This is a genomic window from Vibrio zhugei, from assembly GCF_003716875.1.
GTDB lineage: Bacteria > Pseudomonadota > Gammaproteobacteria > Enterobacterales > Vibrionaceae > Vibrio > Vibrio zhugei.
The window spans coordinates 1035793-1062595 of record NZ_CP033078.1; the positions used below are offsets into that span (position 1 = coordinate 1035793).

Below are 26803 nucleotides of genomic sequence, written 5' to 3' on the forward strand. Positions count from 1 at the left end.
AAGGAATTAACAATGAGAGATATTCGAATAGACACATTAAGATTCATTGGATTGTCAATGATCATTTTTGCTCACGTCAATCCACCAGGAATTCTATTTCAATTAAGAAATTTTGACGTTCCATTAATGGTTTTGGTTGCAGGAATGTCTTTTGGAATTAGTTACAAAATTAGGGAAAGTTACACTTCCTATTGCATTAAAAGATTCAAACGGCTTGTAGCCCCAGTGTGGTTGTTTCTTACTGTATATTTTATTGCTACTTTTTTATACAATCCTAGTCATCCAGACTTAAGCGCCAGTAAACTATTGACGTCTTATGGTTTGGTTAGTGGTATCGGATATGTTTGGATAATTAGAGTTTTTGTTATGGTCGCACTAGTTTCTCCTTTTATTTACCAAATCCATAAAAAGGTTAAGTCAGACGCGGCATACTTTTCTTACATTGGTTTGCTTTTTATTGTATTTGAAATAATTCGTTATATTACTATCCCTTATGCAGATCAAATAGTTTTTAAGCTAATTTTTTTAGTGTCACATTATATAATTCCTTATTCGTTAATATTTGCACTTGGTTTGAGAATGCTTAATCTTCAATCTAAGAACCTTCAGGTCTTAGCTCTAGTGAATTTAACAATATTTACATTTATAGCAATAGCTCTTTACGTTATTAATGGTGAAATAATTCCAACTCAACAATACAAGTATCCACCTTCATACTACTATTTTTCATATGCGATTTTTGTTGCATCAGTATTGTGTTTGCTAGCATCTAAAATTAACACGTTAGTGACTCACTTTAAATTAAATTACTTAGTTTATTTTATTGCTAAAAATTCAATTTGGGTATATTTATGGCATATTCCTTTTGTTAAGTTCCTTTCTGTAGATAATTTTTTGATTAAATACGTTTTAGTTTACCCCCGAATTCAACTGCGAAGTGCGACACTCTCCAATATCAAGAAGCTAAAGCCATCTCCTCAAATATAATGGCTGCCTGCTTGAAGCCTAAACACTTTCTCGGACGGTAATTTATCCGCGATAAAGCGAACTCTATATCGATGTCCGTCACTGTCGTTAGATCGGTTCCTTTCTTCACATATTGCCTTAAAAGACCGTTCGCATTCTCATTAGCACCACGCTCCCAAGAACTGTACGGATGAGCAAAGTACACATCAGCCTTTAATTCTTTTGCGATGGTTTCATGACCTGCAAACTCTCGCCCGTTATCTGCCGTAATGGTATGGACATGTTTCTTATAGGGCTTCAGTAGCTCTATTGTCGCTTTGGTGACATCATCCGCTGACTTAGATGGCACTTTCTTTACCACGTAAAATCGAGTCTTACGCTCTAAAATAGTCACCATTGCACCTGTACCATGCTTACCTAGCACAGTGTCGATTTCCCAGTCACCAAACCGCTCCTTACTGTCAACGATGCTTGGTCTATCATCAATCGAAACGGTATTTTTTATCGCTGGAGCTTTCTCTTGTTTACCTCGGCGATACCGCTTATGACCTTGTCTCAAGTGACGATATAACTTACCGCCCAAGCGTTTATCTTGAGCAACAAAGCGATAGATCCACTCATGACTGACAGATGCACCAATTTTCGTTAATACATTAGAAATCTGCTCTGGACTCCAATCTGTTTCTAAAAGAAGGCGGATAAAATCGACACGTTCCTTTGGTATTCGGTATTTACGTGCTGTTTTGCGCTTTTTGGTAGACGACATCTGGGCTTCGTTAGGGCAATAATGCTCTCCCTTCCGACCGCGTTTAAGCTCACGGTATACCGTCGAGCGGTGGCACTGAACTGTTTTAGCTATTTCAGGAACCGAAATTCCCCGTTCCAAAAGAGCAGAAATCTGGTATCTTCTGCCTTCGGTCAACTGTTGATAATTCATGGTAGTACTGCTTGTTTCTTTGGCGAGAAGAGCGTACCACTTTCAGCAGTTGGCTTCCTCTTCTACATATTTCCATGAATGTCGCACTTATTATCTGAAATCGGGCCTATCTGCTACGGTTTTAACTTTTATACAAGTTTCGTTGGTAAAATCTATTGTGCTACCACGTTGTAAAGCAGAAACTATGCGAAAAAACATTTACTCAATTTTAACTGGTTGAACGTATAACAAGTTAATCAACTGGACGTATTACGGTTGTCATCATTTTTGCAAAAGAAAAAATCGCAAAAATAACACCAACCTACACGCCAGTTATTAAAGCGTTAGTTGACAAGGAAAAACATGAAATCACCACTTCAAAAAATTAAAGATTGGTACTTGTCTCTACCAATTGATCATAGAATAGATATTGGGGCGATAATCGGAATGTCTTGCCCTGGTTTTGGCGATTTAGGTATATCTACTGAAACTGATTTAATCCCAGAAAAATTTATTGCCCCAATCGATGAGGCTCTTTCTCATCCGGCTACTGAAGTTGGGATGGTGTTACTTCTAAGAGAGGCAATACCTTTCTATTTCATAAGTAAACGAGATGACCAAAGTGGATGGAAAGAAAGCAAAGCCATGATGCAAGAACTAGCAGATAAACACGATTCAGAAACATTTCAAAGATCTGCCAACAGCATGGATTTTCGAGCTAAGCAATGGTTAAGTACATGTGAAAAATGGAATGATATTAAGGACTGCCTAACAAATGAATACCTTAACCAATATTCCAACCCGTTCCGCAACTAACAAAGCAAGGCAGCGGATAAACCGCTGCTTGCGGCGTTAGGCAGATCGAGAAATGAGGAAAAAATGGCATCACCTGTCGAGAAGGACCTGCTAGATACGATCAGCGCAATAGCTACGCTGATTACGCCGTTCTTGCTGCTTGGCCTAGGCGGACTTGGATGGCTAATTAAAAGTAAGATTCAGGTATCACAAGCGAAAGTGGAGTCAAGAGACGCAAGAATTCGTGAGCTTGAGGATAAGCTGCGTGAAGATCGGATCAAAACATACAACGCCATTCTTGAGCCGTTCTTTTTGCTTTTCACCAGCGAAGAAGCATTTGCAAAAGATCCCAAGTTCAAAAATAAGAATAAAAATGACCTCGCTATGGCAAGAATGTTGTCTGTTGAATATCGTGAAGTCGGCTTCAAGCTATCTCTGGTAGCTAATGACTCAGTAGTTCGCGCTTACAATAAACTGATGCAGTATTTCTATCACACTGAAAAAGATCCGAGGCCGATTGAAGAAAAAGTATGCGATTGGATCGCTTTAATGGGGGATCTTTTGCTTGAGATCCGTAAAAGTATGGGCAATGAATCGAGTGCTTTGGATCGCTGGGAAATGGTCGAATGGTTCATGACGGACGCTCCTAGCCTAAAGCAACAACACAGTTCCAGAGCCATCAAAGCCTAACAAATAGTTCCAGTTCGTTCCGGGCCGAAAGGCCCTCCACCGGACTCCCTTTTCTCCGCTTCGCTGCAAAAAGGTCGCCGCTGAACAAAAGCGTTATAAGCTTCGAGGAAAATTATGGAAAGCATCATCAAACAAGCAATTGAATTGCGGAAACAGGATAAGTATCAAGAGTCGAGATCTTTGCTAAAAACGCTGCTAAACGATGAAGTTTATTCTGCTAAAGCTAACTTGCAAATTGCTTGGTCATACGACAATGAAGGTAAAGAGCAAGAAGCGATTACTCATTATCAGTCATCTCTTTCAGGTCTCTTATCATCGGTAGAAAGGTTTGATGCTTTGTTCGGGCTAGCGAGTACCTATCGAAGTCTGGGCATGTATTCGGAGGCGTTAAGCTATTTTGAGCAAACTCTAATAGAGTATCCTAGTTCTATTGAAGTTCAGCCTTTCTATGCCATGTGCCTTTACAACTTGGGACGCCATAAAGAAGCAACATCATTATTACTCGATCTTTTAGTATCAACCACGAACAGTGATGCAATTAAAGAGTATCAGCGAGCTATTTCTTTATACGCAGAAGATTTAGATAGAACGTGGTAAAACGAAACACGCTTATAACAAGCAATTTAAGAGGGATTCACAACGCTCGGCGGTTTTGGTTCAAAGCTTGGTTTATGTGTTTACGGCACAATGGCTTAAGTTGGATGGAATGCGTTGTCGCCCCTTAACGCGGCGTATGTCAACCGAGTGAGTTCAGTAGAAGGTAGGTATATGAAGCAAAATATTGTCCATATTGCGTTAGTCGTAAGAGACTACGATGAAGCGATAGATTTTTACGTAAATAAACTTCAATTTGAGCTTATCGAAGACACTTACCAATCTGAACAAGATAAGCGTTGGGTTGTGGTTGCTCCACCAAATTCACATGGGGTTACATTGTTGCTCGCAAGAGCTTCGAAATCAGAGCAATTGGATTTCATTGGTAATCAAGCAGGTGGTAGAGTGTTTCTCTTCTTGAACACGGATGATTTCTGGCGCGATTACGAGCGTATGAAGTCGATAGGTATCGAATTTGTGCGTTCGCCTAAAGAGCAGGATTACGGCACAGTAGCTGTATTCAAAGATTTATATGGCAATCTTTGGGATTTACTTCAGTTGAATCCAGAGCACCCAATGGCGAAAAGGTAGGCATAATAAAATGTTAGGTTCAAAATGGAAATCGAGTTATACAAATTAAAAAACAATGAATCAGGATGTTTATTCTCATTGTTCAAAAAGTATATGCAGTCTGTAATCACAGTAGCATTGGGTTGGGATGAAAAATTTCAACGTAATGGTTTTGAATCTCGGCTGCATCCAGAATGGTTTCGTTGGGTATATTGTAATAACGAAAAAGTAGGGCTGGTTTGTAGTCACCTTACTGATAATAGCCTACATGTTCATTTACTTATCATTTTCACCGAAGCTCAACGAAAAGGGATTGCATTCAAAGTACTTAACCTTCTAGAATTTGAAGCGAATAACCATAACTTAAATGTCACGTTGAGTTGTTTTAAAAACAATAAACCCGCATTATCAATGTATTATAAGTTGGGTTATTCAGTGAGTTCAGAGGATGAATATTTTTATAATTTCATCAGCCACAGTGAAAAAACCTAACAAATCGTATCAATTGACAAGAATACCTGTCACGAATTTTGGTTCCCAAAATGTAGCGCCATGTATTTTTGCAACTGTGCTCAGCGTTATATTTCATTCAATATCGAGGGAACGATGCAAGATAAAAGAGTCAAAGACGCATATAGCTCTTACTTTCAATTTAATAATGAGCGAACTCTTTCCACAGATTTAAAAAGTGAACTTTTTAAATCTGAGTTTGAAGGGTGTTCAGTTTTTATCGACAAAACACGTAAGTATGACAACCAGATAATCATCCATGGTGCTTGTAATACAGGAGACTTAGAGAGCTATTTGAGTGTGTATAAACATGGCTTTTCTCCTGAAATTTCTATCGAGCCACAGGCAATAACTAATGAGTTGAAGGCATGGTTATCAAGTCGCGAGTTTGTCCCAGCTTATGAGCATGAGTTTCTCGAACTAAAGGCGATAAACTACGTAGCGCTCGAAGACGTTCCTGATGAAATTACAGTTGAACGATGGACACACGATAATGTCGATGCGTTTCTAGCCTTACTCAAAACGTCAGGTTTAGAGTGTTCGGATGAAATCTGAGATAAGAAGCGCTCATTTTATTGTACAGACACATTTCGCTGTTATGTCGCAAAAATAAATGGTGAACCCTGTGCTTGGGCAACGAGCTTTATCGAAAATGAATATGCAATATTAGCCAATGCGTATACACAAGAAGACTATCGCTCTAAAGGGTGTCAAACGGCTTTACTGCAGGCTCGAATTTCGGATGCAATGTCTTTAGGTGTACAGGTATTTTTAACTGATGTTATGCCAAACAGTACCAGCAGCAAGAATTGCAAATCAGTTGGTTTCTGTAGTGTTGGTGTGCGAAGTGTATGGTGTAAGGACTAGAAATATAACAAAGTATTTAAGAGTGATTCGCAACGCTTGGCGCTTTCGCTTCGTTCAAGTATAGCCCAGCGTCGCTCACACCTTAATGCGGTGTTATTTATAAAAATAATATGGATTGATGAATAGTTATGGAAAAAGACAATTTAGTTGATTTAGCAGTTAAGTATTTCGAAAAAATAGATGCGGGTGACCCTAGCTATTTAGACCTATTCTCCGAGGATATTGATTTTTTCTTTCCTAAATTTGGACAGGTGAAAGGAAAGGATGCCTTAGTAGAGTTTGGTAATAGAATTGGTAGCTCGTTGAGCAGTATCTGGCACGATATAGACGGTTTTCAAATAACAACGGCTGGAAACAAAGTAATCGTTGAAGGACAGGAAGGCGGCGTCATGAGTGACGGTACTTCTTGGCCGGATAACAATGTGTCCATTGGCCGTTTTTGTAGTGTATTTGAATTTAGCGGAAACTTAATAAGTCGCATGTACGTGTATGTGGATCCTGATTTTCCGAGTCGAGATTTAGAAAGAATTTCTGTGCTATCAGAGGGAAGTAATGCATGACAATTCGTGCATTTATGTCCGGTGTTTATGGTATAAGGTAATGAGTTTTCGAGGGTTAAGTACAGCACTGATTAACTCAGTATTAGGAAAATAGGAGCAAATATGGACATTGCTGTACTAACTTTTGACGGATTTAATGAACTGGATTCATTTATAGCGGCGGGCATTTTGAATCGAATGAAAGGCGCTGGTTGGAATGTGCAAATAACGAGCCCCTCTCAATACGTCACTTCAATGAACGGGGTGACGATTCAATCTCAGCAACATTTAGAGTTAAAGTAAACCAGACACCCATAGTTTATAAATGAGCATTACCTTGATTGTCATCCTCCCATTTTTACGATGCGATAGTTGGGTTTGACGATTATTATAGAGTTTGTAAGTAGAATTCACGCTTTAACTCGACGCTTTCGTCTTTTGAGCATAAAGAGGGCGTGCCAATACAGTGATTATTGGAGTCTATCGGAATGAGTAAAGTGATTAAGCCAGTAGCTTTTTGGTTTGAGTGATTTTCGGTCGGCGTTGGTAATCACAGTGTTGATAGTAGCGGGTTAGATTCGCTTCTTTGCCTACCGCGATATGCGTGTGCTGCTCAAATTCGTTTGTAATGATGAGCCAGCTATCGGATGGGATATTGAGCCTTTGCAGAATTGGGGTAAGTGATACATCAATATGGCCGCGTTTATCATCGCGAAGTATTCGCCCAGTTGTCCACTTCCCCTAAACTGAGACAGACTTAATTAGAGTTTTCTACAATGATTAATTTAGGAGACGACAATGAAAAAATCACGCTATACAGAATCTCAGATTATCGGGGTTTTAAAGGAAGTGGATGCTGGTGTAATCATCCCCTAAAATAGTGGCATACCATTTTGGAGTTCTTCAGCATACACTGAATGAATCAGGGAGAACTCGCTATGAAAAAATCACGCTATACCGAAACACAGATCGTGAAAATTTTGAAAGAAGTCGAAGGTGGTCGCCTTATCAAGGAAGTCTGCCGAGAATACGGAATATCTGATGCCACTTATTACAACTGGAAATCTAAATATGGTGGTATGGAAGCATCGGACGTTAAACGGTTAAAAGAGCTGGAAGACGAAAATCGTCGTCTTAAATCGATGTTTGCCGAGCTGAGCTTAGAGCACCGAATTCTCAAAGATATCATCGAAAAAAAGCTGTAAAGCCAGCGATAAGACGTGAACTGGTTGACTATGTACGCCAGGTACACAAAGTCAGTTTGCGTCTAGCATGTCGCGCAGTTGGCATCAGTGATTCGGTTTATCGATATCAGCCTAAAGCGAGCGATGACCAAGAAGTGATAAGTGCATTACAACAAGCCGTTGAGCGCTATCCAGCATACGGCTTTGGTTTATTACTCAAGATCCTTCGTCGCTGGGGTAAGACATGGAATCATAAGAGGATTTATCGGATTTACTGCGAGTTGAAACTCAATAAACGCCGTAAAGGGAAAAAGCGTCTGCCAAATCGTCACCCAGAGCCACTGAGTGTACCGTTGTCAGAGAACCGGTGCTGGTCAATCGATTTTATGAGTGACAGCTTACAATGTGGACGTCGATTCCGAACCTTCAATGTGGTGGATGATTTTAATCGAGAAGCGTTGGCCATCGACGTTGATCTGAGTTTACCCACTCAGCGAGTAGTTCGAGTGCTTGAACGAGTCATTGCTTGGCGAGGCTACCCTGAGAAACTACGAATGGACAACGGCCCTGAGTTTATCTCCACAACATTAGCAACGTGGGCAGAAAAGCACGATGTTCAGTTGGAATTTATCCAACCAGGAAAACCCACTCAAAACTCGTACATTGAACGATTTAATCGCACATACCGCACTGAAATTCTGGATATGTACGTCTTCAAAACACTAACGGAAGTTCGAGAATTAACGGAAGACTGGATCAGAGAATACAACGAAGAGCGTCCTCATGGTGCACTGAATGATCTGACCCCATGGGAATATTTAATGAAATATGAACGGGTTGAAAACTCTAATTATGAGTGTAACTAATTAGGGGAGGTTTACACTGGTATGAAGGTTGAGGAAGTATGCCGCCAGCACGGTATCAGCAGTGCGACGTTTTACAATTGGAAGTCCAAGTACGGTGGTATGGAAGCGTCTGACGTAAAACGATTGAAAGAGCTTGAAGAAGAAAATGCCAAGCTCAAAAAGATGTTTGCGGATGTCAGTCTGGAAAATAATGCCATTAAGGAGCTTGTCGCAAAAAAGGGTTGGTGACAGCAGACAAACGCGAGTGTGCCAGCCTCTTGGTTGAGGCGGGGCTAAGTATCGTCAGGGCCTGTTCGTTTGTTGGTATTGGCCGAGCGACCTTTTATCGCCCAGAACGCGACTGGCGCAAAATGGATGCTGCTGTCATTGATGCGATCAATGCGGTGTTGGAGAAGTCGCCACGAGCAGGCTTCTGGAAGTGTTTTGGTCGAATACGTTTCAAGGGCTTCACGTTTAACCATAAACGTGTCTATCGCGTTTACTGCCAGATGGGGTTAAATCTAAGACGCAGAACAAAACGAGTACGGCCGAAGAGAATAGCAAAGCCCTTAGAAGTGCGGGATCAGGCAAACCATCAATGGGCGTTGGACTTTATGCATGACACTTTATATTGCGGCAAACGGTTCAGAACACTGAATGTGGTGGATGAAGCCACGCGGGAGTGTCTTGCGATTGAAGTTGATACGTCTTTGCCCGCTGGCCGCGTGGTACGAGTGCTAGAGCAGCTTAAGGCTGAGCGTGGTTTACCAACTCAGTTGCGTATGGATAATGGCCCGGAGCTCATTTCGGCAACGCTGACAGATTGGTGTGAAAGCAATAATATTGAATTGGTATTTATCCAGCCAGGAAAGCCACAGCAAAATGGCTTTGTTGAACGCTTTAATGGTTCATTCCGTAGAGAGTTTCTGGATGCTTACTTGTTTGAAAATCTCAGTCAGGTGAGAGACATGGCTTGGCTCTGGCGACTGGATTACAACGAAGAACGAACCCATGAAAGTTTGGGTAACCTGCCTCCGGCAGCTTACCGAGCAAAACTGGAAAACTCTAGTTCAGCACTGTCTCATTAAAGGGGAAGTGGGCAATGCGTGATTAGAATGTGGGGTTTGTGGTGCGCTTACAGTATTTTACTATTAGTATTATGAACATCGCACATCATTAGGGCTCCCTATTAAATTCATTGAATCAAGTGTGTTTTTGGCGAAATTCATTAGATCAGAATGAGCGATGCGCGTCTACTCATTGTTTTATATAGAAATTATGAGGGGATTCGTAAGATGCGGGCGTTAGTTGCTTAATCAGCTTCTGTTACTCAATTGGGAATTTTTGCTTTTGATGAAGAACACGCATAATTCGAATATTAGAACCATCGACAAAATACGAAACGATCATTGATACTTCAGGAATAATGAGTAATCGACCTCGAATGCCATCACGTTGAACTCCCATTAACGGTTGTTCATTTAGGTTTTCAACTTTGGCTTCAATAATGTCGTCGGTTCTTTCAGCTACATCAGGGTTAAAATCGTACAGAAACTCAAAGATTTTTTCTCGGTCGTTTAAAGACTCTTCTTCCCAGTAAATCATTATTGACCCCGGTTACGGATTTTTGCTTTGCGAGAAGCCATACGATTTTTGGCTGATTCATGGTCAACGAATACAGCTCGCCCAGAGTCAAATTTATCAAATGCGAGATTAACTTGTTCAGTTAGCCAAGCATCATGGGATAATGCTTTACGTTGTTGTTCAGCGAGTTGTTCGGTGAGGTCACGGCAAGCATCACTAAGCGTTCGACCTTGGCTTTCAGCCATTTGTTGGGCTAAACGTTTTGTTTCTTCATCAACACGAAATTGAATTCTAGTGTCCATGGGTAACTCCTGAATTTGTTGTGTATACAAATGTTAGCACTGGTGTGGGCGGAGGGCAACTAACAAAGCAAATCAATGGACGCTTAACGCTTGGTTATTTGTGGTTTAATGTTTTAAATGTGCTGTGGCATTGGTGAAAGCGTCACTGTTTGCAGCGTTAAATTTTCAATCGGGTTTAGTGATGAATATTGAGATCGTAGAAAAAGCAGATCACCTTAAGCTGATAGAAATCTGGGAAGCGTCGGTCAGGGCAACGCATGATTTTCTAGCTGAAGATGATCTACAGAAATTAAAGCCGTAAAACAAGTCACTATTGCCGGCCATTCTGTTGCTGACGTTGCTCAGGGTTTAGGTACTACCACACACAGTCTTTACGCCTAGATTAAGCGCTATGGTCCTAGTAAAACAAAAAAATTAAAACAAAAAAGACACCCATATTTTATAAATAGGTGTTTGAACGGGTCATTGCATGGCGAGGCTATCCTGAGAAACTACGAATGGATAATGGCCCTGAATTTATCCCCACGACATTAGCGATGTGGGCAGAAGCATACGATATTGAGTTGGAATTTATCCAACCAAGAAAACCGGCTCAGAACTCGTACATTGAACGATTTAATCGCACATACCGCACTGAAATTCTCGATATGTACGTCTTCAAAACACTGAAGAAAGTTCGAGAATTAACGGACAATTGGATCAGAGAATATAACGAAGAGCGCCCTTATAGCTCACTGAATGATCTGACCCCATGGGAATATTTAATGAGGTATGAACAGGCTGAAAGCTCGAATTACGGGTGTAACTAATTAGGGGGAGATTTACACAACAGCCCTGAAATATTTTTATTCAGATTTGCTTTATTAAAGAGGCAAAGTGTCACAACGGTTTTGCCTCATTCTTGCCACTGACCGAGCGCTGTTTAGTCCATGCGGGTAATAAAGGTTTGTTCGTCATCGACAAACGCCACAAAGCCGCCGTGGTAGATAAACACTCGGCCACGCCCCTCGACTAAGCAGGCAAGCTGTGGCTCTAAATCTTCCTCATTGCCTGGGCGTTGAAAGGTGCCCGTATCGGTGATGACGCCGCTGAGTGTCGGCAAATATCCATAAGCGCGCTTGGCTTGCTCTATCAGGCTCAATTCGCTAGTGCTAGAGAAGTAAGAGGGGATCGCACCGGCATCGTCGATAAACAGTGGTTTGAGCTCTTCAAAGGCGGTAATCACCAGCCAGTCAATGCCGTTAACATGATGGATAAACATAGCGTTCCTTGGTCGTTTTGATGCGAAGAGTGTATCACTTTCAGAAGAGAGCGCAGTAGAGATTTTGGTCAAACCGTCAAACGGCTGGTTACGATAAGCGTTTGTTCCAGCGTCCTTGATGTTCTAACGCGCAGCTTTCTTCCGAATCAAATCGTATCTGTTTGTCTGCGTTATTGAGCGAGACATTCAAAGGTCGTAGGGCGTGTTTGATCTGCGTGATGATGGAGGCTTTGTCGGCCTGTTCTACATGATGACGGGTATCAAACACACAAATAATGGCTAATGAGCGCGGAAAATCGGCGTAATTCACTTGATGGGTTAACCACTCAAATCCAGTGTGATTCTCCTTGGCTTGCTCACACACCTCCGTCAACGCTAAACGCAAGGCATTGTCCATTTTTTTGTCTGACTTTTTCATTGAGTTGGTTCCTCTGTGTTTGACCATCGATGACCCACAGAAACCTATCATGGACGTTGATGCAAAAAAACCACAAAAACACTGTGTTCTACCTAGCTGAGTGGCCGCATACACTGGGGCGCATCGTGGCTATTCAGATTAGGTGCAGCGAATAGGGCGGTTTGTGTGGTGTAACTTGGCGAGGGCGAGGTTCTCTGAAAAAGGAAAAAGCCGCATGATACAAATCATACGGCTTGTGACGTGGTGTATTGAATGAGTCAGTGATTACTTGCCAGCGACCCATTGATGTTTGGTTTTTACGCTAGCAACCAGCATGTACAAGCACGTTGCCAGTAACGTGACAAACAGGTAGGCCATCACCCCTTGATGATTTTGCATAAACCAATCTGCTGCCAAAGGCCCAATAATAGAACCGATGCTATAACAAAATAGCATGGCTTGGGTGGCCGACACGATGTAACTCGCGTTTAAATTCAAGCAGGCATGGTTGATCGCAATCGGGTATAAGGCAAAGGAGGCGGCACCGATTAAAAATAAGCATATAGCGAGCGTTACCACGCCACCATCCAACATCACAATGGCTGCCGCGGCCGATCCGATGAAACACAGCAGTGCCATTAATAGGTTGCGGCCTAAATATTGAGTCAGCTTGGGAATGAGGACTTGCACAACCATTGCGCCGACAATCACAACGGCCATTAAACTCCCAGCTTCTTGGCTGTTAAGTCCGCGCTTCATTAATTCTAATGGCATTAAGCCGTATATTGCCGCCGTGGTTAATCCAGACACCACGCCACCGATTAAAGCCGAATGGCTGAGACGTGACATCTGCTTCAATGACATTTTGGCGCTTTCACTTGCGTCTGGCTGCTCGCCTTTTGCTTTTACCAAGGTCATGGCTGACATTGAAAGCACAATAGCGATGAATACAAAGGGCGCATAGCCGGTAATACCAATGGTAGAGATGCCTAATTGACCCACGGTGGTCCCTAGGTAAAGCGCGATCATATAGATACCAAGCCGTTTAGCGCGGCCGGACTCATTACCGTGTAACAACCACGATTCGACAATCACAAAAATGCCCGCGACGGCGATACCACCAACAAAGCGCAGCATCATCCAAGTCCACGCATGGATAAAGACAGGTAACGCGAGTGTGGTGACCATTAATGTGATGAGGCACGCGATGAATGCATTACGATATCCATAGCGTTTGACGTTTTTTTGTGTGTAGAACGTTCCAACAAAATTACCGATAAAAAAGGCGCTGGCTAACCAATTGGCGATGTGTTCATTCAAACCATAAACAGGCAGAATCATTGGGATTAGGCTCATCAAATAGCCTGACGCAACGGCAAATAAAGTGAGTGCGATCACTGGGATAGCGATCCGAGGTGATGCGGTAATGACATCGGAATTGTTCAACGACTTGGCCTCAAAATAATGTCAAACGACCTCGAGAGTTAAGCCAGTGTGCTTACCTCTGAATTCGTTTTGATACAGGGAAATGATTATGATCGGGGCGAATATCGATCTTTTTTTTCCTCACGTACAACGAAAAATTGTGACCTTGACGATTAAAGACTTTTATTGAAGCGAAAACCTGAAAAATCCGCGAAAAATCGGCAAATAGTGAGCATATTATGTCGATGAGATTGGGAGAATGATGTAGACAATGCTTGATAAATGGCCTTAATCAGAGTTTTGTCCATCATAAAAACAAGAACCCCATAGAACGATAAAAAATATGGGCATCTTGTTTATAATTTTAACGATATAGATCGGCTAATGCTAGTGAATCAAATGGTGTTTGAAGCTCTGATTTTTCGGCTATAGATTTTAGTTTTGAAATATCAATTGAATTAAAATACTGCTCTGTTCCCGTTGGCTGATAAACACGTCTCGTTTTTATGAGTGTATTTAACTGCTTTCGATCACCTGTTTCAGAAACGTAATTCACTAATGCGCCACTGTAAGCATTTAGTTCTTTCTCATAACAGTGTTCATCAGCCATGAAAGAAAGATAAGTAATTGCAGCAAACTTTTTTTCTTTAGAAAGCTTATCAAACCATGATGATTGTATTTTCTTCGGTGAAGATAACCTCTGGTTGTCACATCGTTCTATTGCACTCGTAAACTGTTGATGTGTTGTTTGAACTCGATGTTTTAACTCCTGCTTCCATGTATTTGCACTAACATTTACGCTAATTAAGCAAATGCTGATAATAAATAATTTTTTATAATGCATTTTGTACACACTTCCAAAATCTATAGTCGTCGCCTTTTGAATACATAGCGGTAGTAGTAGCAATACGATTCAATTGTTCACGCTCCACTTTATCTACCGATTTCATTGCTTGGTGAAACTGTTCCCAATCATAGGAGTAAATATCTTTTGCTGAACTCGCTGTTGAAAACCAAGAATAGCTCTTTTTACCGACAAAAATTTGAAATGCAGGAACAGCAGATAAAACACCTCTCAATACTCGAGACATATCAGTTATGTCATTCATGTCATTTATCGCATCTAGTGTTCTTTGATTGGGTTTAAATTCATTTAACCCACAATAATCGCCTTTCATTTATAACCTCAACTGACGTTGTTTATCGTGGTTATATTAAAAATGATCTACAAAAACAAGTAATGCAGTTATTTGTATGGCAAGCCTCACATTTAAAAACCAAGCCATATAAAAGCTTCATGCTGTAAACGTATCGGCCAACGATCAACCAAACATCTCATGATGAATTTTCTGCGCGTAACCATCGGTCATGGCGGCAATGTAATCGCACAGTACGCGCATCCCATCGCCGCGAGAGGCTTCGGCATGGCACCATTTTTCACTGGTGGCGGCGGGCAGCAAACGTTCTGGATCCGCGCTGAGCGCTTCAAATAAATCCATGATGATTTGTTGGCCTTTGTATTCAAAACGTTGAACTTGGGGAACGTGAATGACATCGTTGCTCACAAACCCTTTTAAAATTTCCAACGCGTGTGCCATATTTGGCTCCAAGTACGCGTTATACGCTAAGAGATCGCTGTCAAAAGAAGCGGGTACTTTGTCGACTCGAATGCTGGTTAAAAGAGAATTGACGATGCCACCAATCGCGTCTTTACGAATATAGTGCTTGTCGGAAAATAACATCTCGGTCAACGTTTCGATTTGCTCTGCAAACCAACCTTGTTGTGCTTGCAAATCGGGTTTAGCATGGGCGTCCCATTGGTGTTGGGTGACCAGCCCCATCACGATGGCATCTTCCAAATCGTGTACGCCATAAGCAATGTCATCGGCCAGTTCCATGATGGAGCAATCTAAGGATTTAAAGCGTGTTTTCTGATGCTCATACGCATTGGTGTGCGGCTCTCGCAATGTATTGAGCAAGGTACGGTCGTTCTCTGAAAGTGGCGCGAGTACCCAATTGAGCAAACTGACATCACAATCATAAATGCCTTTGGCTGGGAGCCAGTCGCGCGCTTTGAGTTGCCGCTGATGCAACACTGGCTCAGGCTGTTTGCTCGCTCGAGTATGGCTTAATAGCGCTGGGTACTTTAATAACCCAAGTAAGGTTCGCCGCGATAAATTCATGCCGTGGTGTTCGGTGTACGGCTCTAAACTGGTCACAATGCGAAAGGTTTGCGCGTTACCTTCGAAGCCCCCATGTTCACGCATCATATAGTTGAGGGCGATCTCGCCGCCATGACCATAGGGTGGATGACCAATATCATGAGCTAAGCATAATGAATCAATGAGGCTGTCCGAGGGCATCAGTGGGCGAAAATCGGGTTGCTTGTTTTTAATTTGTGCCACGATGCCCGTGCCAATTTGTGCCACTTCTAAGGAATGGGTTAAGCGAGTGCGGTGAAAGTCATTAGTACTGCTGCCATGGACTTGTGTTTTGGATTGTAAGCGTCGGAAGGCGGCCGAGTGCAACACGCGCGCACGGTCGCGCTGAAAGGGGCTGCGGTGATCATGACGACGAATTTTATGCTCATCGTCTTTGCGTTCATTCCATTGGTCACTGATTAAAAAAGACATGTCACCTCCAAGGTGGCCGATAAAACCTATGATTACGTTTAGCTGATTTCATCTAAGCTCAGTTCAAAACTGGGCGCAAATGTTTGTAAAAAATAGTTCATTTCTGGACTCTGACGTTCATCGAGTGTGACTTCTAAGCGTTTTTTAGCCAGAGCAAACTCTTGGTTACCGGCGCTGAGCTCTTCTAAGCATTTTAAATACGCGCAGAGACAATCGGCTTGTTTGACGATGGCTTCATCGATGGGATCGGCGTGCTCGCTGAGAATGAAAGGGGCAAAGTCGTCTTGTAAATCGTCAGGCAACATGGACAGTAAACGGTGTTCCGCTGCCGATTCAATTTTTTTATATTCTTTCGCAATATGCGGATTGGAATATTTGATGGGCGTTGGCAGATCGCCGGTCAGTACTTCACTGCTGTCGTGGTACATGGCTTTGAGGGCAATACGCTCAGGGTTGAGTTGACCACCAAATTTTTTGTTCTTAATCACCGCAAGGGCATGTGCAACAAAAGCCACTTGCAGGCTGTGCTCAGAGACATTCTCTTTCGATACGGAACGCATCAGCGGCCAGCGCTGAATGAGTTTCATACGATCGAGATGAGCAAAAAAATGGCTCTCTTTCATGGTGGGGTAATCCTTTTTATCGTCAAGAAAAACCAGTGTACAAAAGAGAGCCGCTTTCACCAACCTAAGTTAATGGATTTGAGCGATTTATTGGCGATACGTGCTGAGGAAACGTTCAAAACGGCCCAGTGCGATTTCTAAGGTTTCCACATGGGGAAGTGTCACAATGCGCACATGATCCGGCTCAGGCCAATTGAATCCAGTGCCTTGCACTAGTAGCACTTTTTCTTGGATTAAAAAGTCTTGCACCAGTTTCTGATCGTCTTTCAAGTTGAATTTTTTCTTGTCCAATTTCGGGAACAGATACATGGCACCTTTGGGTTTCACGCATGATACACCCGGAATTTGGTTGAGCAATTCATAAGCGCGATCGCGTTGCTCTAGTAAACGGCCACCAGGCAATAACAGTTCGTTCAAACTCTGGTATCCACCCAGTGCGGTTTGAATGGCATGCTGCATCGGTACATTGGCACACAGGCGCATAGAAGACAAAATATCCAACCCGGCAATATAACCTTGCGCAAGGTGTTTGGGGCCGGTCAAAAACATCCAACCGCCACGGAAGCCGCAAACGCGATAGGCTTTTGATAAACCGTTAAATGTCATTACTAAGACATCTTCTGTCAGCGTGGCAATCGAGGTGTGGGTCGCGCCGTCGTAGAGGACTTTGTCGTAGATTTCATCGGCAAAGATAATCAGGTTATGCTGACGAGCTAACTCGATGACTTCGAGTAAAAAGTCGCGTGAATAGACCGCACCCGTTGGGTTATTCGGGTTGATCAACACAATGCCGCGCGTTTTCTTGTTAATTTTCTTTTTAATATCATCAAGATCGGGCAGCCAATCGGCTTGTTCATCACAAATATAGTGGACCGCATTTCCGCCCGATAATGAGGTGGCGGCCGTCCACAGTGGATAATCCGGCGCGGGCACGAGCATTTCGTCGCCGTTATTTAATAGCGCCTGCATCGCCATTACGATCAGCTCTGAAACGCCGTTACCGATGTAGACATCTTCCACGTCTAGCGTGCGAATGCCTTTCTTTTGATAGTGTTGGACCACGGCTTTACGCGCGGAATAAATCCCTTTCGAATCGGCGTAACCTTGCGATGTAGGTAGGTTACGAATGACATCCACGAGGATTTCATCCGGGGCATCAAAACCAAAAGGGGCGGGATTACCGATATTAAGTTTCAGTATTTTATTCCCTTCTTCTTCCATTCTCTTAGCATGTTTGAGCACTGGTCCCCTAATGTCATAGCAGACATTATCGAGTTTTGACGACATCCCGATATTTTGCATTATTTGGTTCCTGTATTTAGTTGCTTTGCTTTATTAAAGTACACTAATTGCTATTTATTTAGAATAAAAAACTGGAAATTCTTGCTCTTCACTGTGGAATCTCGGCGGTAGTTTTCTCACCAAAATTGAGCTACCTCAATGAAACGCAGGAAAGGCGTACTACAGGCTTGATTTCACCTAGGGCTCTCCATACAGTGGAAGCCATTCCCGCAGCCCTGTATTGCCGAGGTCACTTTGACTTACTTCCAGCAGACCATAACTCAGTTGACCGAACGAATTCATCACGCTCCAAGCGATGCCGTGCGTGTCGAATTGCCGCTCACTGCCTCGAACTCAGTCTTCACACTTGATTGGCTTGATGCACAACCCGTGTATCCCAAGTTTTATTGGCAACCTCGTAGTGGTGATGAGGAAGTGATGGCGTTAGGCGCGCTGACGACGTTTACGTCAGTACAATCGCAGGCGGTGTATCAAGGACTCGGTGACAATCAGCGTGTGTGGGGCGGCCGCTCATTCGATGGCAAGACCTCGAAAAATCCGCATTGCTTGCCTGAATACTTTTTCTTACCACAGATTGAAGTGATTCGTCGTGGGAATGCTTGGTATCTCGCGGCCAATATTAACGATGATCGCGATACCGTGCTCTCCACCTTGCGGCAATTTGTGGCGGTCAGTTCTCCCGCCAACCATAAGAACGTGTCGATTATGACGCAGAGTCATACTCCGAATCAGAGACAATGGTCACAGTTAGTTGGGCAAGTGCTGCATGGCATTGAGCAACATTGCTTTAAAAAAGTGGTATTGGCACGCGAAACTCGTCTTGGTCTCTCTGAGCATGTCAGTGCGGCCCGTTTGCTTAAAGAAAGTCGTCGTTACAACAAAGACAGCTTTCATTTTATGTTGGCGCTCACTCCGCATTACGCCTTTGTCGGCTCGACGCCGGAACGCTTATATCAGCGACAAGGAGCCTTGGTTTTTACCGAAGCATTAGCCGGAACGATTGGGCGCGGAGCGACCCCCGACTTAGACCAACAAAACGCGGAATGGCTGTTACACGATAAGAAAAACGTTAACGAAAATCAGTATGTTGTGGATGATATTGTCAGCCGTTTGGATCCGCTGTCTGATGACTTGGCTGTCGAGCCGCATGTCGGTTTAGTCAAACTGCGTCAGGTGCAACATTTACGTCGCCGGATCACCGCCACTTTGCAAGAGGGGATTGATGGCGCCGAGCTGCTGACGGCAATGCAACCGACGGCTGCAGTGTCTGGCTTACCTCGGCAATCCGCTTACGAATTTATTCTCAATAATGAGCCCTTTGTTCGAGGTTGGTATGCCGGCTCAATGGGGTATGTCAGCCGAGAGCATGCTGAGTTTTGTGTCGCCATTCGCAGTGCATTGGTGTTAGAGCGGGAAGTCCGTTTGTTTGCCGGAGCCGGCATTGTGCCCGGATCTGATGCGGCGATGGAATGGCAAGAGCTGGACAAAAAAATGGCGACGTTAAAGAGTCTAGTGACGGATATGCAGCAAGAGGACATTCTCGTATGACGCACGATCAAGCTTTATTGAACCGTATTTGGAGTCGAACGCTGCTAGAGGAGTTGACACGTTGGGGCGTGGAGCATGTGTGCGCCGCGCCGGGCTCACGCTCGACCCCTTTGATTCTAGAGGCGGATGCCCATGAGACGTTGCACTTGCACACCCATTTTGATGAACGCGGCTTAGGGTTCATGGCGCTAGGCTTAGCGAAAGCGACTCAGCAACCGGTCGTGATTATTGTCACGTCAGGCACCGCGGTAGCCAATTTATTGCCGGCGATTGTTGAGTCGAAACTGACTGGGGAATCATTGATCGTGCTTTCATCGGATCGGCCGGTGGATCTTGTTGGTTGCGGTGCAAATCAAGCCATTTATCAACCGGGTATTTTTTCTGAGCATGTCACGCACAGTGTCAACTTGCCTTCGCCGTCGACACAGACGCCATTAACGTGGTTACTCAGTTGTGTGGATGAAGCCATGCATCAACAGCGCCAGCATGGCGGTAGTGTGCATATTAACTGCCCGTATCCTGAGCCTCTATACACGGCGCAATGTGAATCAGTGTACGCGGACTATTGCGCGCCAATCGCCACTTGGCAGGCTTCTCGTCATCCTTATTCTCAGCGCTCGAGCATGCAACATTTAGATGCGCCTGCGATGCCTTTGCATCAAACCAAAGGCTTAGTGGTGATTGGGGCAGTGGCTTTGCGCCAAGCACAATCGGCGGCGGCCTTTGCTGAAAAAATGGGGTGGCCTTATTTATGTGACCCGCAGTCTGGGATCACCAGCCCGTGGGAGCATTATGACCTGTGGTTAACCAATCCTAATGCGGTTGAGCTGCTTTCCCAATGTGAGCATATTGTGCAGTTTGGTGGGCGTATTGTCTCTAAGCGATTGAATCAGTGGATTGCCGAGCAAGTTCAGGTGCGTGGTGCACTTTATGAGGTGGTCACCCCTGACGAAGCACAGCACAACCAAAGCCACTTACCACAGCAACGCTGGATGATGATGCCACAAGTCTGGACCGCGCCCTATTTAACCTCTGATGAGAGTGTTGATGAGCCGCTCAGATCCTTATACCAAGGCTGGGGAGAGGCGTTATGGCCTTTGGCTGATGAGTGTGCGTTGTTCGCCACCTTGCACTTGAATCAAGATCGCTTATCCGAAGTTGCGGTTGCCCTCACGTTGAATCAGGTCGCTGAGCAACACCCGCTCTTTTTGGGGAATAGCTTAATGATCCGGATGATTGATATGTTGAGCACGCTCACCGATGTGCCTGTTTATAGTAATCGCGGGGCCTCTGGGATTGATGGATTAATTGCGACTGCAGCGGGCGTGCAGCGAGGGTTACAAGATGGATTGCTGGTGGTGATTGGTGATACCGCCTTGTTGCATGATCTGAATTCTCTGGCGTTGTTGCGCTCGGTCACACAACCGATGGTAGTGGTGGTGACCAATAATGATGGCGGTGCGATTTTTGATTTGCTTCCCGTGGATGCCGCTAAACGAGACGCGTTATACCGTATGCCCCACGGCTACGACTTCGCCCACGCGGCGGCGCAATTTGGTTTAAGCTATGCCAATCCAAGTTCGCTCCATGACTACCAACGTGTTATTCAACAGCACTGGGAAACCGGTACTGGCACCTTACTGGTGGAAGTGTCCACGCCGCCACAAGAGGCCGCGCAGCATATTCAGCAGCTGGTGGAGCACGTCCATGCTTTATAGCCAGAGAGTCTCCACGGCACCGTCTTCTCAGCAACCGGTTTTGGTTTGGTTACATGGCTTATTGGGCAGCGGTGACGATTGGTTAGACACCGTGCATGCGCTAAAAAGCTATGACCACCTGTTGGTGGATTTACCCGGGCATGGAGGGAGCCAAGCGCAGCGCTGTGAGGATCTGCAAGCGTGTGCCCAACAGGTCGTCGATACCATTATTCAGCAGTTGGGGGCGCAGCAGCCCGTGATATTGATGGGGTACTCTTTAGGAGCACGAGTGGCCATGGTGGCTGCGACGAGTGGCATGCTGAAGAGTGTTAATTTGCGTGGGCTGGTCTTGGAAAGCGGTAATGCCGGCTTGGCGGGCGAGGCGGAGCGATTGACACGCTTAGCGCATGATAGGCAATGGGCACAACGCTTTGCGTACGAACCGATAGAAAGTGTATTAAACGCTTGGTATCAACAACCTGTTTTTCGCTCTCTAACCTCCCAACAACGACACATGTTGATTCAGGCGAGAGCGCATAACTCGGGAGAGGCGATCGCCCATATGCTCGCGGCGACCTCACTTGGAACTCAGTGTGATTTGGTTTCTGCATTGCAAGGGGTGTCGCTGCCTAAGTTGTACATTTGCGGCGATAAAGACGAAAAATTCCTGCATCTAGCTCAAGGGTATGGTCTGCCAACGCAGGTTGTTCACGGTGCGGGGCATAATGTTCACAAAGAGCAGCCACAGACATTCGCGGCTCTTATTCATCATTTCATAACCACCACAGCGTTAGGTGGATTAGCATAATAATTGGGGTTTTCCATGGCAAAAACGGTCGGTATTTCAGAAGAAGCACTTTATGCACCAGTAGAGTGGCGTGATTGCAGCGCAGACTATGAAGATATTCACTTTCACAAATCGGTCGATGGTATTGCAAAAATTACCATTGCTCGTCCACAAGTTCATAATGCATTTCGACCTAAAACGGTGAAAGAAATGATTCATGCTCTGGCCGATGCACGTTATGACGAACGCGTTGGTGTGATCATTTTAACGGGGATTGGCGAAAAAGCCTTTTGCTCTGGTGGTGATCAGAAAATCCGTGGGGATTACGGCGGTTATCAAGACGATGAAGGCACCCACCATTTGAATGTGTTGGATTTTCAACGTCAGATTCGGACGTGTCCAAAACCGGTGATCGCTCAAGTGTCTGGTTGGGCCGTCGGCGGAGGTCATGTGCTGCATATGATGTGTGATTTAACCATCGCTGCGGAGAACGCGCAATTTGGTCAAACCGGACCCAAAGTGGGGTCGTTCGACGGAGGATGGGGCGCATCTTATATGGCGCGTATTGTCGGACAAAAGAAAGCGCGTGAAATTTGGTTTTTATGTCGTTTCTATGATGCCCAAGAAGCGCTAGATATGGGATTAGTCAATACGGTTGTGCCGCTCGAACATATTGAAAAAGAAACGGTTCGCTGGTGTCGGGAAGTGTTACAACATAGTCCTATGGCATTGCGTTGCTTAAAAGCGGCCTTAAACGCAGACTGTGATGGACAAGCAGGACTGCAAGAACTTGCAGGGAATGCTACAATGTTGTTCTACATGACCGAGGAAGGCCAAGAAGGTCGTAACGCTTTCAATGAAAAGCGTCATCCAGACTTCGATAAATTCCCACGTAATCCATAGCCTCCATCTAGGTCGTCAGAGAGCGTAGCTTTCTGGCGGCCTAGGGAAAGCTATATTGATACGTAGTGGTATTGGCTCGCTCAGTATCATTACGTATCACTCTATTTTTAAAAAGGTTAGACGCGTTATGCGCAGCGCAAAACTCTACCGCTACACTTTGCCTATGGACAGTGGTGTCGTACTTCGAAACAATAAATTAACTCATCGCATCGGCTATGTTGTCGCGCTCAGTGAGCAAGACAAAACCGGTTATGGGGAAATTGCTCCTTTACCCGGGTTTAGTCCCGAAAGTGTTGAAGAAGCGGGGGCCCTCGCCAAAGAAATGATGAGTGCTTGGCTGGAGTCTAGACAGTTTCATTATCAAGATGCGTTTCCTTCGGTCGCTTGTGGTTTATCCATGGCGGAGATGGAATTGAATCAACAACTCCCTTTAGAGGGGAACTACAATACCGCGCCATTATGCAAAGGTGACGCGGAAGATTTGTGGCCAGCTTTAAGTAATATGCCCGGCGATAAAATCGCCAAAGTCAAAGTGGGGCGCTACGAACCAATTCGTGATGGCATGATGGTGTCTCTGCTTTTAGAATCGATGCCTGACTTGCAATTACGATTGGACGCGAACCGGGCTTGGACTCGTGAGCAAGCCGATAAGTTTATTAGCTATTTGCCGCAATCATTACGCCACCGAATTGTGTTTATTGAAGAGCCTTGTCATAAACCGTCCGATAGCTTGTCGTTTTCTTTGGATTCTGGAGTGTTCATTGCGTGGGATGAAACCCTGCAAGATGGGGCGCAACAGCCCGGTTTTAGCGTCGCGGATTTAACCGGTGGGCGTGCACTTATTATCAAACCTATGGTGCTGGGGTCGCTAGCGTATTGTCAAAGTTTGATTGAGCAAGCCAATGCGATGAATATGCAGGTTGTGGTGAGCTCTAGCATTGAATCGAGCTTAGGATTAACCCAATTAGCACGATGGGCCACGTTAGTCGCCCCTAACTCGATCCCTGGACTCGATACGGTTGACTTGTTCCAAGAACAATTGATAACACCATGGCCGGGCTGTTCGTTACCGGTCAAAGGTTTTGAGGAATTGGAATTGATATGGGATCAAACCGCAAGGCAATAACCGAATTACCGACAATACCGATGTGGCAACATTGGCGCACGATTGCGCCAATGGCGGTCGCGTTATACACAGAGAATGCGGTATATACATGGCAAGCACTGTGTGATGAGGTGGACAGCGTGAGTGATCAGCTTTATCAACAAGGTGTGAGAGCTCAAGATGTAGTGACGATGGTCGGCAAAAATCACCCTGATATGCTGCTGCTGATGTTGGCAGCACATCAGATCGGTGCGACTTGTGCGCTGACCATGCCGCAACCAGAAGCGCTATTGGCGCGTAAACTCACGACACTGTATCCGCCTCACAGTACGGCCTTTGTTTGGTTTTCTCCTGATTTGGCGTTTTCGCTTGATCGTCAACAGATGCCTCGCCAGATACATCATATCGTGATGACGTCTTTGCATGCTCGTGGCCCCCAACCGCGGGCGAAGTCTGCCCCTTATCTTTGTCATTATGATGCGCAATCCCTTGCGAGCCTAATTTTTACCTCCGGATCGACTGGGACACCGAAAGCTGTGGCGCATACCCATCAGCAGCATTTTGCTTCGGCCACCGGGCTTTTGCAGTGGTTACGTTTCACATGTGATGAGTGCTGGTTATTAAGCTTGCCTTTATATCACGTCTCTGGTTTGTCGATTGTCTACCGCTGGCTGGCCGCGGGGGGCAGTCTCAAAGTGGGGACCGGACATTTACTGGAAGATATGACCGGAGTAACGCATGCCTCTTTGGTTCCGCTGCAATTACAAAGGTTACTCGAAAGTGAGCAGTCACTATGTTTATCTCGTGTGTTGCTTGGGGGGAGTCATATACCGCAAGCGCTTGGGCTACGCGCGGCTGCTTTAGGCATCGAAACGTGGTTGGGATATGGAATGACAGAAGCGGCATCGACCGTGACCGCGCGCCGAGTGCAGCAAGGGGACGGAGTCGGCGCTGTACTCCCCAATCGAGAGCTGATGGTCCGCGGGCAGCGTATTTTTCTACGCGGCGCAACCTTAGCAAGTGGTTACTATCATCAAGGCGTATTGACCTCATTGCTGAACGACGATGGATGGTTTGATACCCAGGATCTCGGGTTCTGGCAAGAGAGCGGACAGTTGATCATTTTGGGACGAGCGGATAATCAGTTTATCTCGGGTGGTGAAAATATTCACTGTGAAGAAATCGAAGCGGTACTGAACCAACATGATGAGGTACGCAGTGCGATTGTTGTACCAGTCAATGATGTTACTTATGGGGCTAGGCCCGTCGCGATTGTGCAAGCCAATGTGGCGTTGGACACAATAGATTGGCACCATTGGTGCCAAGATAAATTGGAAAAATTTAAATGGCCTATCGCGTATTATGCCATGCCCAGTCATTTGGCCAATGGCGGCATTAAACCGCCAAGACGAGCGTTACACGACTGGTTGTTGCAGTGTCACTTTCCATCCTCACTCCCCTTACCAAAAGAAAAGTTATGAGATAGATGAAAAGCGTATTTCCGCTTTCATCGAGAGTTTCTCATACTAACGCCATTATGATGAACCGCATAAGGATGGCGAACGATGATCCGTTTCATCTTACTCCTCTCAATTCTGATGCAAATTGGCATCGCCCTCACTGAGCAAGGTTGGTTATGCTACGCTGCGCAGCTTAGTGCCTTTCTCTCTTGTATTGCATTAGCGTTATCAGAGCCAACTCGTACTACAGCGGATGAGTAAGTAGCCAACTTAACGATGTACAGGAAATCAGTATCCATAGAGTGACACCGAAAAGAAAGGGTCTTGGACCCGACTGCTTTAAGCGCTGAATGGAAATGCCACAGCCGATGAGGTAAAGACAGACAACCAAGGCTTGTTTCGAGAGAATAAATACAAGGTGATAGATGCGGTGTCCTTGCGGGAATAGCGCGGTAATCGCGATAGCAACGCAATAAAACAGGATGAAGTAAGGAATGGTGACTTTCTTTGTGTGACTACGAAACAGCCACGCACTGACAAAGGCGACAGGAACAATCCATAACGCTCGTGCTAATTTGAGAGTGGTCGCCGTTTTCAATGCGTCGGCGCCATAGGCAGAGGCAGCGCCGACGACTGACGAGGTGTCATGAATCGCAATGGCAGCCCATGTCCCAAAGGTTTGCTGATCTAACTGCAAAGCATGGCCAATCATCGGAAAGAGAAACAGCGCGACAGAGTTTAAAACGAACACCGTACCCAGCGCGACGCCAATTTGCTCATCTTTTGCGTCAATAGCGGGCGCGACCGCAGCAATGGCACTGCCTCCACAAATGGCAGTGCCGGAGGCAATCAGGTGGCCTGTTTTCTTATCTAAGCCAATCCAAGAGGCGATGACTGTTCCGATCAGCAATGTCCCAATGATGGTTGTCATTACTAACCCGATACCATGGGCGGTCACTGAGAGCGCTTGTTGTAATGGGATGCCAAACCCTAAGCCAACAATGGAATAGGCTAATAACTTTTTAGTGATTTTTGTGACGGCAATGCCTTGGGGAACCAGACCAAAGGAAGTGATGAGAAAACCGAGAATCAAGGCCATGGGGGAGTTGATCGCAGGCGTGACGCATAGAATTAGCCCTAACCAAAAGAAGAGGTTTTTTATTTTCATCATAAGTTTATCATTCGTGGTGCTGGTGAGTTGGAATGAGCGTTATTGTAGCCTAACTTGCTCTATCAGAAAGTCTTAAAGTCTTAAAGTCTTTAACACCTGTTCAGTTTTATTGAACGCATATGTGCTCCG

General features: G+C 44.8%; 27 protein-coding genes and 5 pseudogenes. 20 read left to right on the forward strand and 12 right to left on the reverse strand.

Translation table 11 applies throughout. The features are described 5' to 3' along the window. The first annotated feature begins 12 nt into the window (after positions 1-12). Positions 13-987, forward strand: a complete 975-nt coding sequence (locus EAE30_RS10115; RefSeq protein WP_123015803.1) for an acyltransferase family protein — start codon at positions 13-15, stop codon at positions 985-987. Here EAE30_RS10115 and EAE30_RS10120 read toward each other — a convergent pair. Next, positions 956-1903: an IS30 family transposase gene (locus EAE30_RS10120; protein WP_123014179.1), complete on the reverse strand. Its 948-nt coding sequence runs from the start codon at positions 1901-1903 to the stop codon at positions 956-958. The two genes, EAE30_RS10115 and EAE30_RS10120, sit on opposite strands and share 32 nt — an antisense overlap. A gap of 342 nt (positions 1904-2245) precedes the next feature. On the opposite strand from EAE30_RS10120, the gene EAE30_RS10125 reads away from it, so the two are divergent. The 10 genes and pseudogenes from EAE30_RS10125 to EAE30_RS10170 form a co-directional block, all read left to right on the forward strand. Continuing rightward, the gene (locus EAE30_RS10125) at positions 2246-2698 is read left to right on the forward strand and encodes a hypothetical protein (RefSeq protein ID WP_123015804.1); all 453 of its coding nucleotides are present in this window, start codon (positions 2246-2248) and stop codon (positions 2696-2698) included. Positions 2699-2761: 63 nt separating this feature from the next. After that, positions 2762-3367: a hypothetical protein gene (locus tag EAE30_RS10130; protein ID WP_123015805.1), complete on the forward strand. Its 606-nt coding sequence runs from the start codon at positions 2762-2764 to the stop codon at positions 3365-3367. Between the two features lie 114 nt (positions 3368-3481). Continuing rightward, positions 3482-3964 (forward strand): tetratricopeptide repeat protein, encoded by a 483-nt coding sequence (locus tag EAE30_RS10135; RefSeq protein WP_123015806.1) that lies wholly within the window; start codon positions 3482-3484, stop codon positions 3962-3964. A 171-nt stretch (positions 3965-4135) separates the two neighbouring features. Continuing rightward, complete coding sequence (locus EAE30_RS10140) at positions 4136-4552, forward strand: VOC family protein (protein WP_123015807.1); 417 nt, start codon at positions 4136-4138, stop codon at positions 4550-4552. Positions 4553-4576: 24 nt separating this feature from the next. Further along, positions 4577-5023, forward strand: a complete 447-nt coding sequence (locus EAE30_RS10145) for a GNAT family N-acetyltransferase (RefSeq protein WP_123015808.1) — start codon at positions 4577-4579, stop codon at positions 5021-5023. A 114-nt stretch (positions 5024-5137) separates the two neighbouring features. Next, a pseudogene (locus EAE30_RS10150) lies at positions 5138-5908 on the forward strand (GNAT family N-acetyltransferase). Between the two features lie 128 nt (positions 5909-6036). After that, positions 6037-6468, forward strand: a complete 432-nt coding sequence (locus EAE30_RS10155; protein WP_123015809.1) for a nuclear transport factor 2 family protein — start codon at positions 6037-6039, stop codon at positions 6466-6468. 102 nt (positions 6469-6570) lie between these two features. After that, a pseudogene (locus EAE30_RS10160) lies at positions 6571-6741 on the forward strand (AraC family transcriptional regulator); the annotation flags it as partial. Between the two features lie 644 nt (positions 6742-7385). Then, positions 7386-8497, forward strand: a protein-coding gene (locus EAE30_RS10165) for an IS3 family transposase (protein WP_241967546.1) whose coding sequence is annotated in 2 segments (ribosomal slippage) — positions 7386-7647 and positions 7647-8497 — 1113 coding nt in all. Because the reading frame shifts where the segments join, the coding sequence is not laid out codon by codon here. Beyond that, positions 8498-9564: pseudogene (locus EAE30_RS10170) on the forward strand (IS3 family transposase); the annotation flags it as partial. It lies immediately after the preceding gene. A gap of 238 nt (positions 9565-9802) precedes the next feature. Here the strand turns inward: EAE30_RS10170 and EAE30_RS10175 are convergent. Then, on the reverse strand, positions 9803-10081 hold the full coding sequence (locus tag EAE30_RS10175; protein WP_123015810.1) for a type II toxin-antitoxin system RelE/ParE family toxin: 279 nt from the start codon (positions 10079-10081) through the stop codon (positions 9803-9805). Beyond that, positions 10081-10362 carry a type II toxin-antitoxin system RelB/DinJ family antitoxin gene (locus EAE30_RS10180; RefSeq protein ID WP_123015811.1) on the reverse strand — a complete coding sequence of 94 codons (282 nt, stop codon included), beginning with the start codon at positions 10360-10362 and terminating at the stop codon, positions 10081-10083. Before EAE30_RS10180 ends, EAE30_RS10175 begins: the two co-directional genes overlap by 1 nt. A 288-nt stretch (positions 10363-10650) precedes the next feature. Between EAE30_RS10180 and EAE30_RS19260 the strand changes: the two are divergent. Further along, positions 10651-10812, forward strand: a pseudogene (locus tag EAE30_RS19260) (IS3 family transposase); the annotation flags it as partial. After that, positions 10812-11171: pseudogene (locus EAE30_RS10185) on the forward strand (integrase core domain-containing protein); the annotation flags it as partial. The pseudogenes EAE30_RS19260 and EAE30_RS10185, both read left to right, overlap by 1 nt. A gap of 113 nt (positions 11172-11284) precedes the next feature. On the opposite strand, the gene EAE30_RS10190 reads toward EAE30_RS10185, so the two are convergent. The 8 genes from EAE30_RS10190 to EAE30_RS10225 all read right to left on the reverse strand — a co-directional run bounded on the left by EAE30_RS10190 (position 11285) and on the right by EAE30_RS10225 (position 18003). Next, positions 11285-11623: a cytosolic protein gene (locus EAE30_RS10190; protein ID WP_123015812.1), complete on the reverse strand. Its 339-nt coding sequence runs from the start codon at positions 11621-11623 to the stop codon at positions 11285-11287. Between the two features lie 88 nt (positions 11624-11711). Further along, entirely contained in the window at positions 11712-12041 is a 330-nt protein-coding gene (locus EAE30_RS10195) for a hypothetical protein (RefSeq protein WP_123015813.1), read from the reverse strand. A gap of 264 nt (positions 12042-12305) precedes the next feature. Next, positions 12306-13466 (reverse strand): MFS transporter, encoded by a 1161-nt coding sequence (locus tag EAE30_RS10200; protein WP_123015814.1) that lies wholly within the window; start codon positions 13464-13466, stop codon positions 12306-12308. Between the two features lie 343 nt (positions 13467-13809). Continuing rightward, positions 13810-14289: a hypothetical protein gene (locus tag EAE30_RS10205; protein WP_123015815.1), complete on the reverse strand. Its 480-nt coding sequence runs from the start codon at positions 14287-14289 to the stop codon at positions 13810-13812. After that, positions 14279-14623, reverse strand: a complete 345-nt coding sequence (locus EAE30_RS10210) for a hypothetical protein (RefSeq protein WP_123015816.1) — start codon at positions 14621-14623, stop codon at positions 14279-14281. The genes EAE30_RS10205 and EAE30_RS10210 overlap by 11 nt, the downstream gene beginning before the upstream one ends. Positions 14624-14767: 144 nt before the next feature. Next, complete coding sequence (locus EAE30_RS10215) at positions 14768-16078, reverse strand: anti-phage deoxyguanosine triphosphatase (protein WP_123015817.1); 1311 nt, start codon at positions 16076-16078, stop codon at positions 14768-14770. Between the two features lie 38 nt (positions 16079-16116). Beyond that, on the reverse strand, positions 16117-16701 hold the full coding sequence (gene yfbR, locus EAE30_RS10220; RefSeq protein ID WP_123015818.1) for a 5'-deoxynucleotidase: 585 nt from the start codon (positions 16699-16701) through the stop codon (positions 16117-16119). Positions 16702-16788: 87 nt separating this feature from the next. Next, positions 16789-18003, reverse strand: coding sequence for a pyridoxal phosphate-dependent aminotransferase (locus tag EAE30_RS10225; RefSeq protein ID WP_123015819.1), 1215 nt, complete (start codon positions 18001-18003; stop codon positions 16789-16791). A gap of 234 nt (positions 18004-18237) precedes the next feature. On the opposite strand from EAE30_RS10225, the gene EAE30_RS10230 reads away from it, so the two are divergent. From EAE30_RS10230 to EAE30_RS18760, 7 genes are all read left to right on the forward strand, one after another. After that, complete coding sequence (locus EAE30_RS10230; protein WP_123015820.1) at positions 18238-19551, forward strand: isochorismate synthase; 1314 nt, start codon at positions 18238-18240, stop codon at positions 19549-19551. Continuing rightward, positions 19548-21269: a 2-succinyl-5-enolpyruvyl-6-hydroxy-3-cyclohexene-1-carboxylic-acid synthase gene (gene menD, locus EAE30_RS10235; RefSeq protein WP_123015821.1), complete on the forward strand. Its 1722-nt coding sequence runs from the start codon at positions 19548-19550 to the stop codon at positions 21267-21269. Before EAE30_RS10230 ends, menD begins: the two co-directional genes overlap by 4 nt. Further along, complete coding sequence (gene menH, locus EAE30_RS10240) at positions 21259-22056, forward strand: 2-succinyl-6-hydroxy-2,4-cyclohexadiene-1-carboxylate synthase (protein WP_123015822.1); 798 nt, start codon at positions 21259-21261, stop codon at positions 22054-22056. Before menD ends, menH begins: the two co-directional genes overlap by 11 nt. A gap of 15 nt (positions 22057-22071) precedes the next feature. After that, positions 22072-22938 carry a 1,4-dihydroxy-2-naphthoyl-CoA synthase gene (gene menB / locus EAE30_RS10245; protein ID WP_123015823.1) on the forward strand — a complete coding sequence of 289 codons (867 nt, stop codon included), beginning with the start codon at positions 22072-22074 and terminating at the stop codon, positions 22936-22938. A 127-nt stretch (positions 22939-23065) separates the two neighbouring features. After that, entirely contained in the window at positions 23066-24064 is a 999-nt protein-coding gene (gene menC, locus EAE30_RS10250) for an o-succinylbenzoate synthase (RefSeq protein WP_123015824.1), read from the forward strand. Beyond that, positions 24040-25524 (forward strand): o-succinylbenzoate--CoA ligase, encoded by a 1485-nt coding sequence (gene menE / locus EAE30_RS10255; protein ID WP_123015825.1) that lies wholly within the window; start codon positions 24040-24042, stop codon positions 25522-25524. Before menC ends, menE begins: the two co-directional genes overlap by 25 nt. Before the next feature lie 84 nt (positions 25525-25608). Next, positions 25609-25764, forward strand: coding sequence for a hypothetical protein (locus tag EAE30_RS18760; protein ID WP_164711823.1), 156 nt, complete (start codon positions 25609-25611; stop codon positions 25762-25764). Here EAE30_RS18760 and EAE30_RS10260 read toward each other — a convergent pair. Continuing rightward, positions 25748-26674 (reverse strand): YeiH family protein, encoded by a 927-nt coding sequence (locus EAE30_RS10260; protein WP_123015826.1) that lies wholly within the window; start codon positions 26672-26674, stop codon positions 25748-25750. The genes EAE30_RS18760 and EAE30_RS10260 overlap by 17 nt on opposite strands. Positions 26675-26803: the final 129 nt, after the last annotated feature.

What these genes read in the sequence shown, in the direction of transcription:
- EAE30_RS10195 (WP_123015813.1), bottom strand. Translation starts at nt 12,041, where the DNA reads ATGAAAAAGTCAGACAAAAAAATGGACAATGCCTTGCGTTTAGCGTTG.
- EAE30_RS10215 (WP_123015817.1), bottom strand. Translation starts at nt 16,078, where the DNA reads ATGTCTTTTTTAATCAGTGACCAATGGAATGAACGCAAAGACGATGAG.
- menE (WP_123015825.1), top strand. Translation starts at nt 24,040, where the DNA reads ATGGGATCAAACCGCAAGGCAATAACCGAATTACCGACAATACCGATG.
- EAE30_RS10210 (WP_123015816.1), bottom strand. Translation starts at nt 14,623, where the DNA reads ATGAAAGGCGATTATTGTGGGTTAAATGAATTTAAACCCAATCAAAGA.
- EAE30_RS10120 (WP_123014179.1), bottom strand. Translation starts at nt 1,903, where the DNA reads ATGAATTATCAACAGTTGACCGAAGGCAGAAGATACCAGATTTCTGCT.
- EAE30_RS10155 (WP_123015809.1), top strand. Translation starts at nt 6,037, where the DNA reads ATGGAAAAAGACAATTTAGTTGATTTAGCAGTTAAGTATTTCGAAAAA.
- EAE30_RS10260 (WP_123015826.1), bottom strand. Translation starts at nt 26,674, where the DNA reads ATGATGAAAATAAAAAACCTCTTCTTTTGGTTAGGGCTAATTCTATGC.
- EAE30_RS10145 (WP_123015808.1), top strand. Translation starts at nt 4,577, where the DNA reads ATGGAAATCGAGTTATACAAATTAAAAAACAATGAATCAGGATGTTTA.
- menD (WP_123015821.1), top strand. Translation starts at nt 19,548, where the DNA reads ATGACGCACGATCAAGCTTTATTGAACCGTATTTGGAGTCGAACGCTG.
- EAE30_RS10135 (WP_123015806.1), top strand. Translation starts at nt 3,482, where the DNA reads ATGGAAAGCATCATCAAACAAGCAATTGAATTGCGGAAACAGGATAAG.
- EAE30_RS10140 (WP_123015807.1), top strand. Translation starts at nt 4,136, where the DNA reads ATGAAGCAAAATATTGTCCATATTGCGTTAGTCGTAAGAGACTACGAT.
- EAE30_RS10175 (WP_123015810.1), bottom strand. Translation starts at nt 10,081, where the DNA reads ATGATTTACTGGGAAGAAGAGTCTTTAAACGACCGAGAAAAAATCTTT.
- EAE30_RS10180 (WP_123015811.1), bottom strand. Translation starts at nt 10,362, where the DNA reads ATGGACACTAGAATTCAATTTCGTGTTGATGAAGAAACAAAACGTTTA.
- menH (WP_123015822.1), top strand. Translation starts at nt 21,259, where the DNA reads ATGCTTTATAGCCAGAGAGTCTCCACGGCACCGTCTTCTCAGCAACCG.
- EAE30_RS10225 (WP_123015819.1), bottom strand. Translation starts at nt 18,003, where the DNA reads ATGCAAAATATCGGGATGTCGTCAAAACTCGATAATGTCTGCTATGAC.
- EAE30_RS10130 (WP_123015805.1), top strand. Translation starts at nt 2,762, where the DNA reads ATGGCATCACCTGTCGAGAAGGACCTGCTAGATACGATCAGCGCAATA.
- menB (WP_123015823.1), top strand. Translation starts at nt 22,072, where the DNA reads ATGGCAAAAACGGTCGGTATTTCAGAAGAAGCACTTTATGCACCAGTA.
- EAE30_RS10205 (WP_123015815.1), bottom strand. Translation starts at nt 14,289, where the DNA reads ATGCATTATAAAAAATTATTTATTATCAGCATTTGCTTAATTAGCGTA.
- menC (WP_123015824.1), top strand. Translation starts at nt 23,066, where the DNA reads ATGCGCAGCGCAAAACTCTACCGCTACACTTTGCCTATGGACAGTGGT.
- EAE30_RS10190 (WP_123015812.1), bottom strand. Translation starts at nt 11,623, where the DNA reads ATGTTTATCCATCATGTTAACGGCATTGACTGGCTGGTGATTACCGCC.
- yfbR (WP_123015818.1), bottom strand. Translation starts at nt 16,701, where the DNA reads ATGAAAGAGAGCCATTTTTTTGCTCATCTCGATCGTATGAAACTCATT.
- EAE30_RS18760 (WP_164711823.1), top strand. Translation starts at nt 25,609, where the DNA reads ATGATCCGTTTCATCTTACTCCTCTCAATTCTGATGCAAATTGGCATC.
- EAE30_RS10125 (WP_123015804.1), top strand. Translation starts at nt 2,246, where the DNA reads ATGAAATCACCACTTCAAAAAATTAAAGATTGGTACTTGTCTCTACCA.
- EAE30_RS10115 (WP_123015803.1), top strand. Translation starts at nt 13, where the DNA reads ATGAGAGATATTCGAATAGACACATTAAGATTCATTGGATTGTCAATG.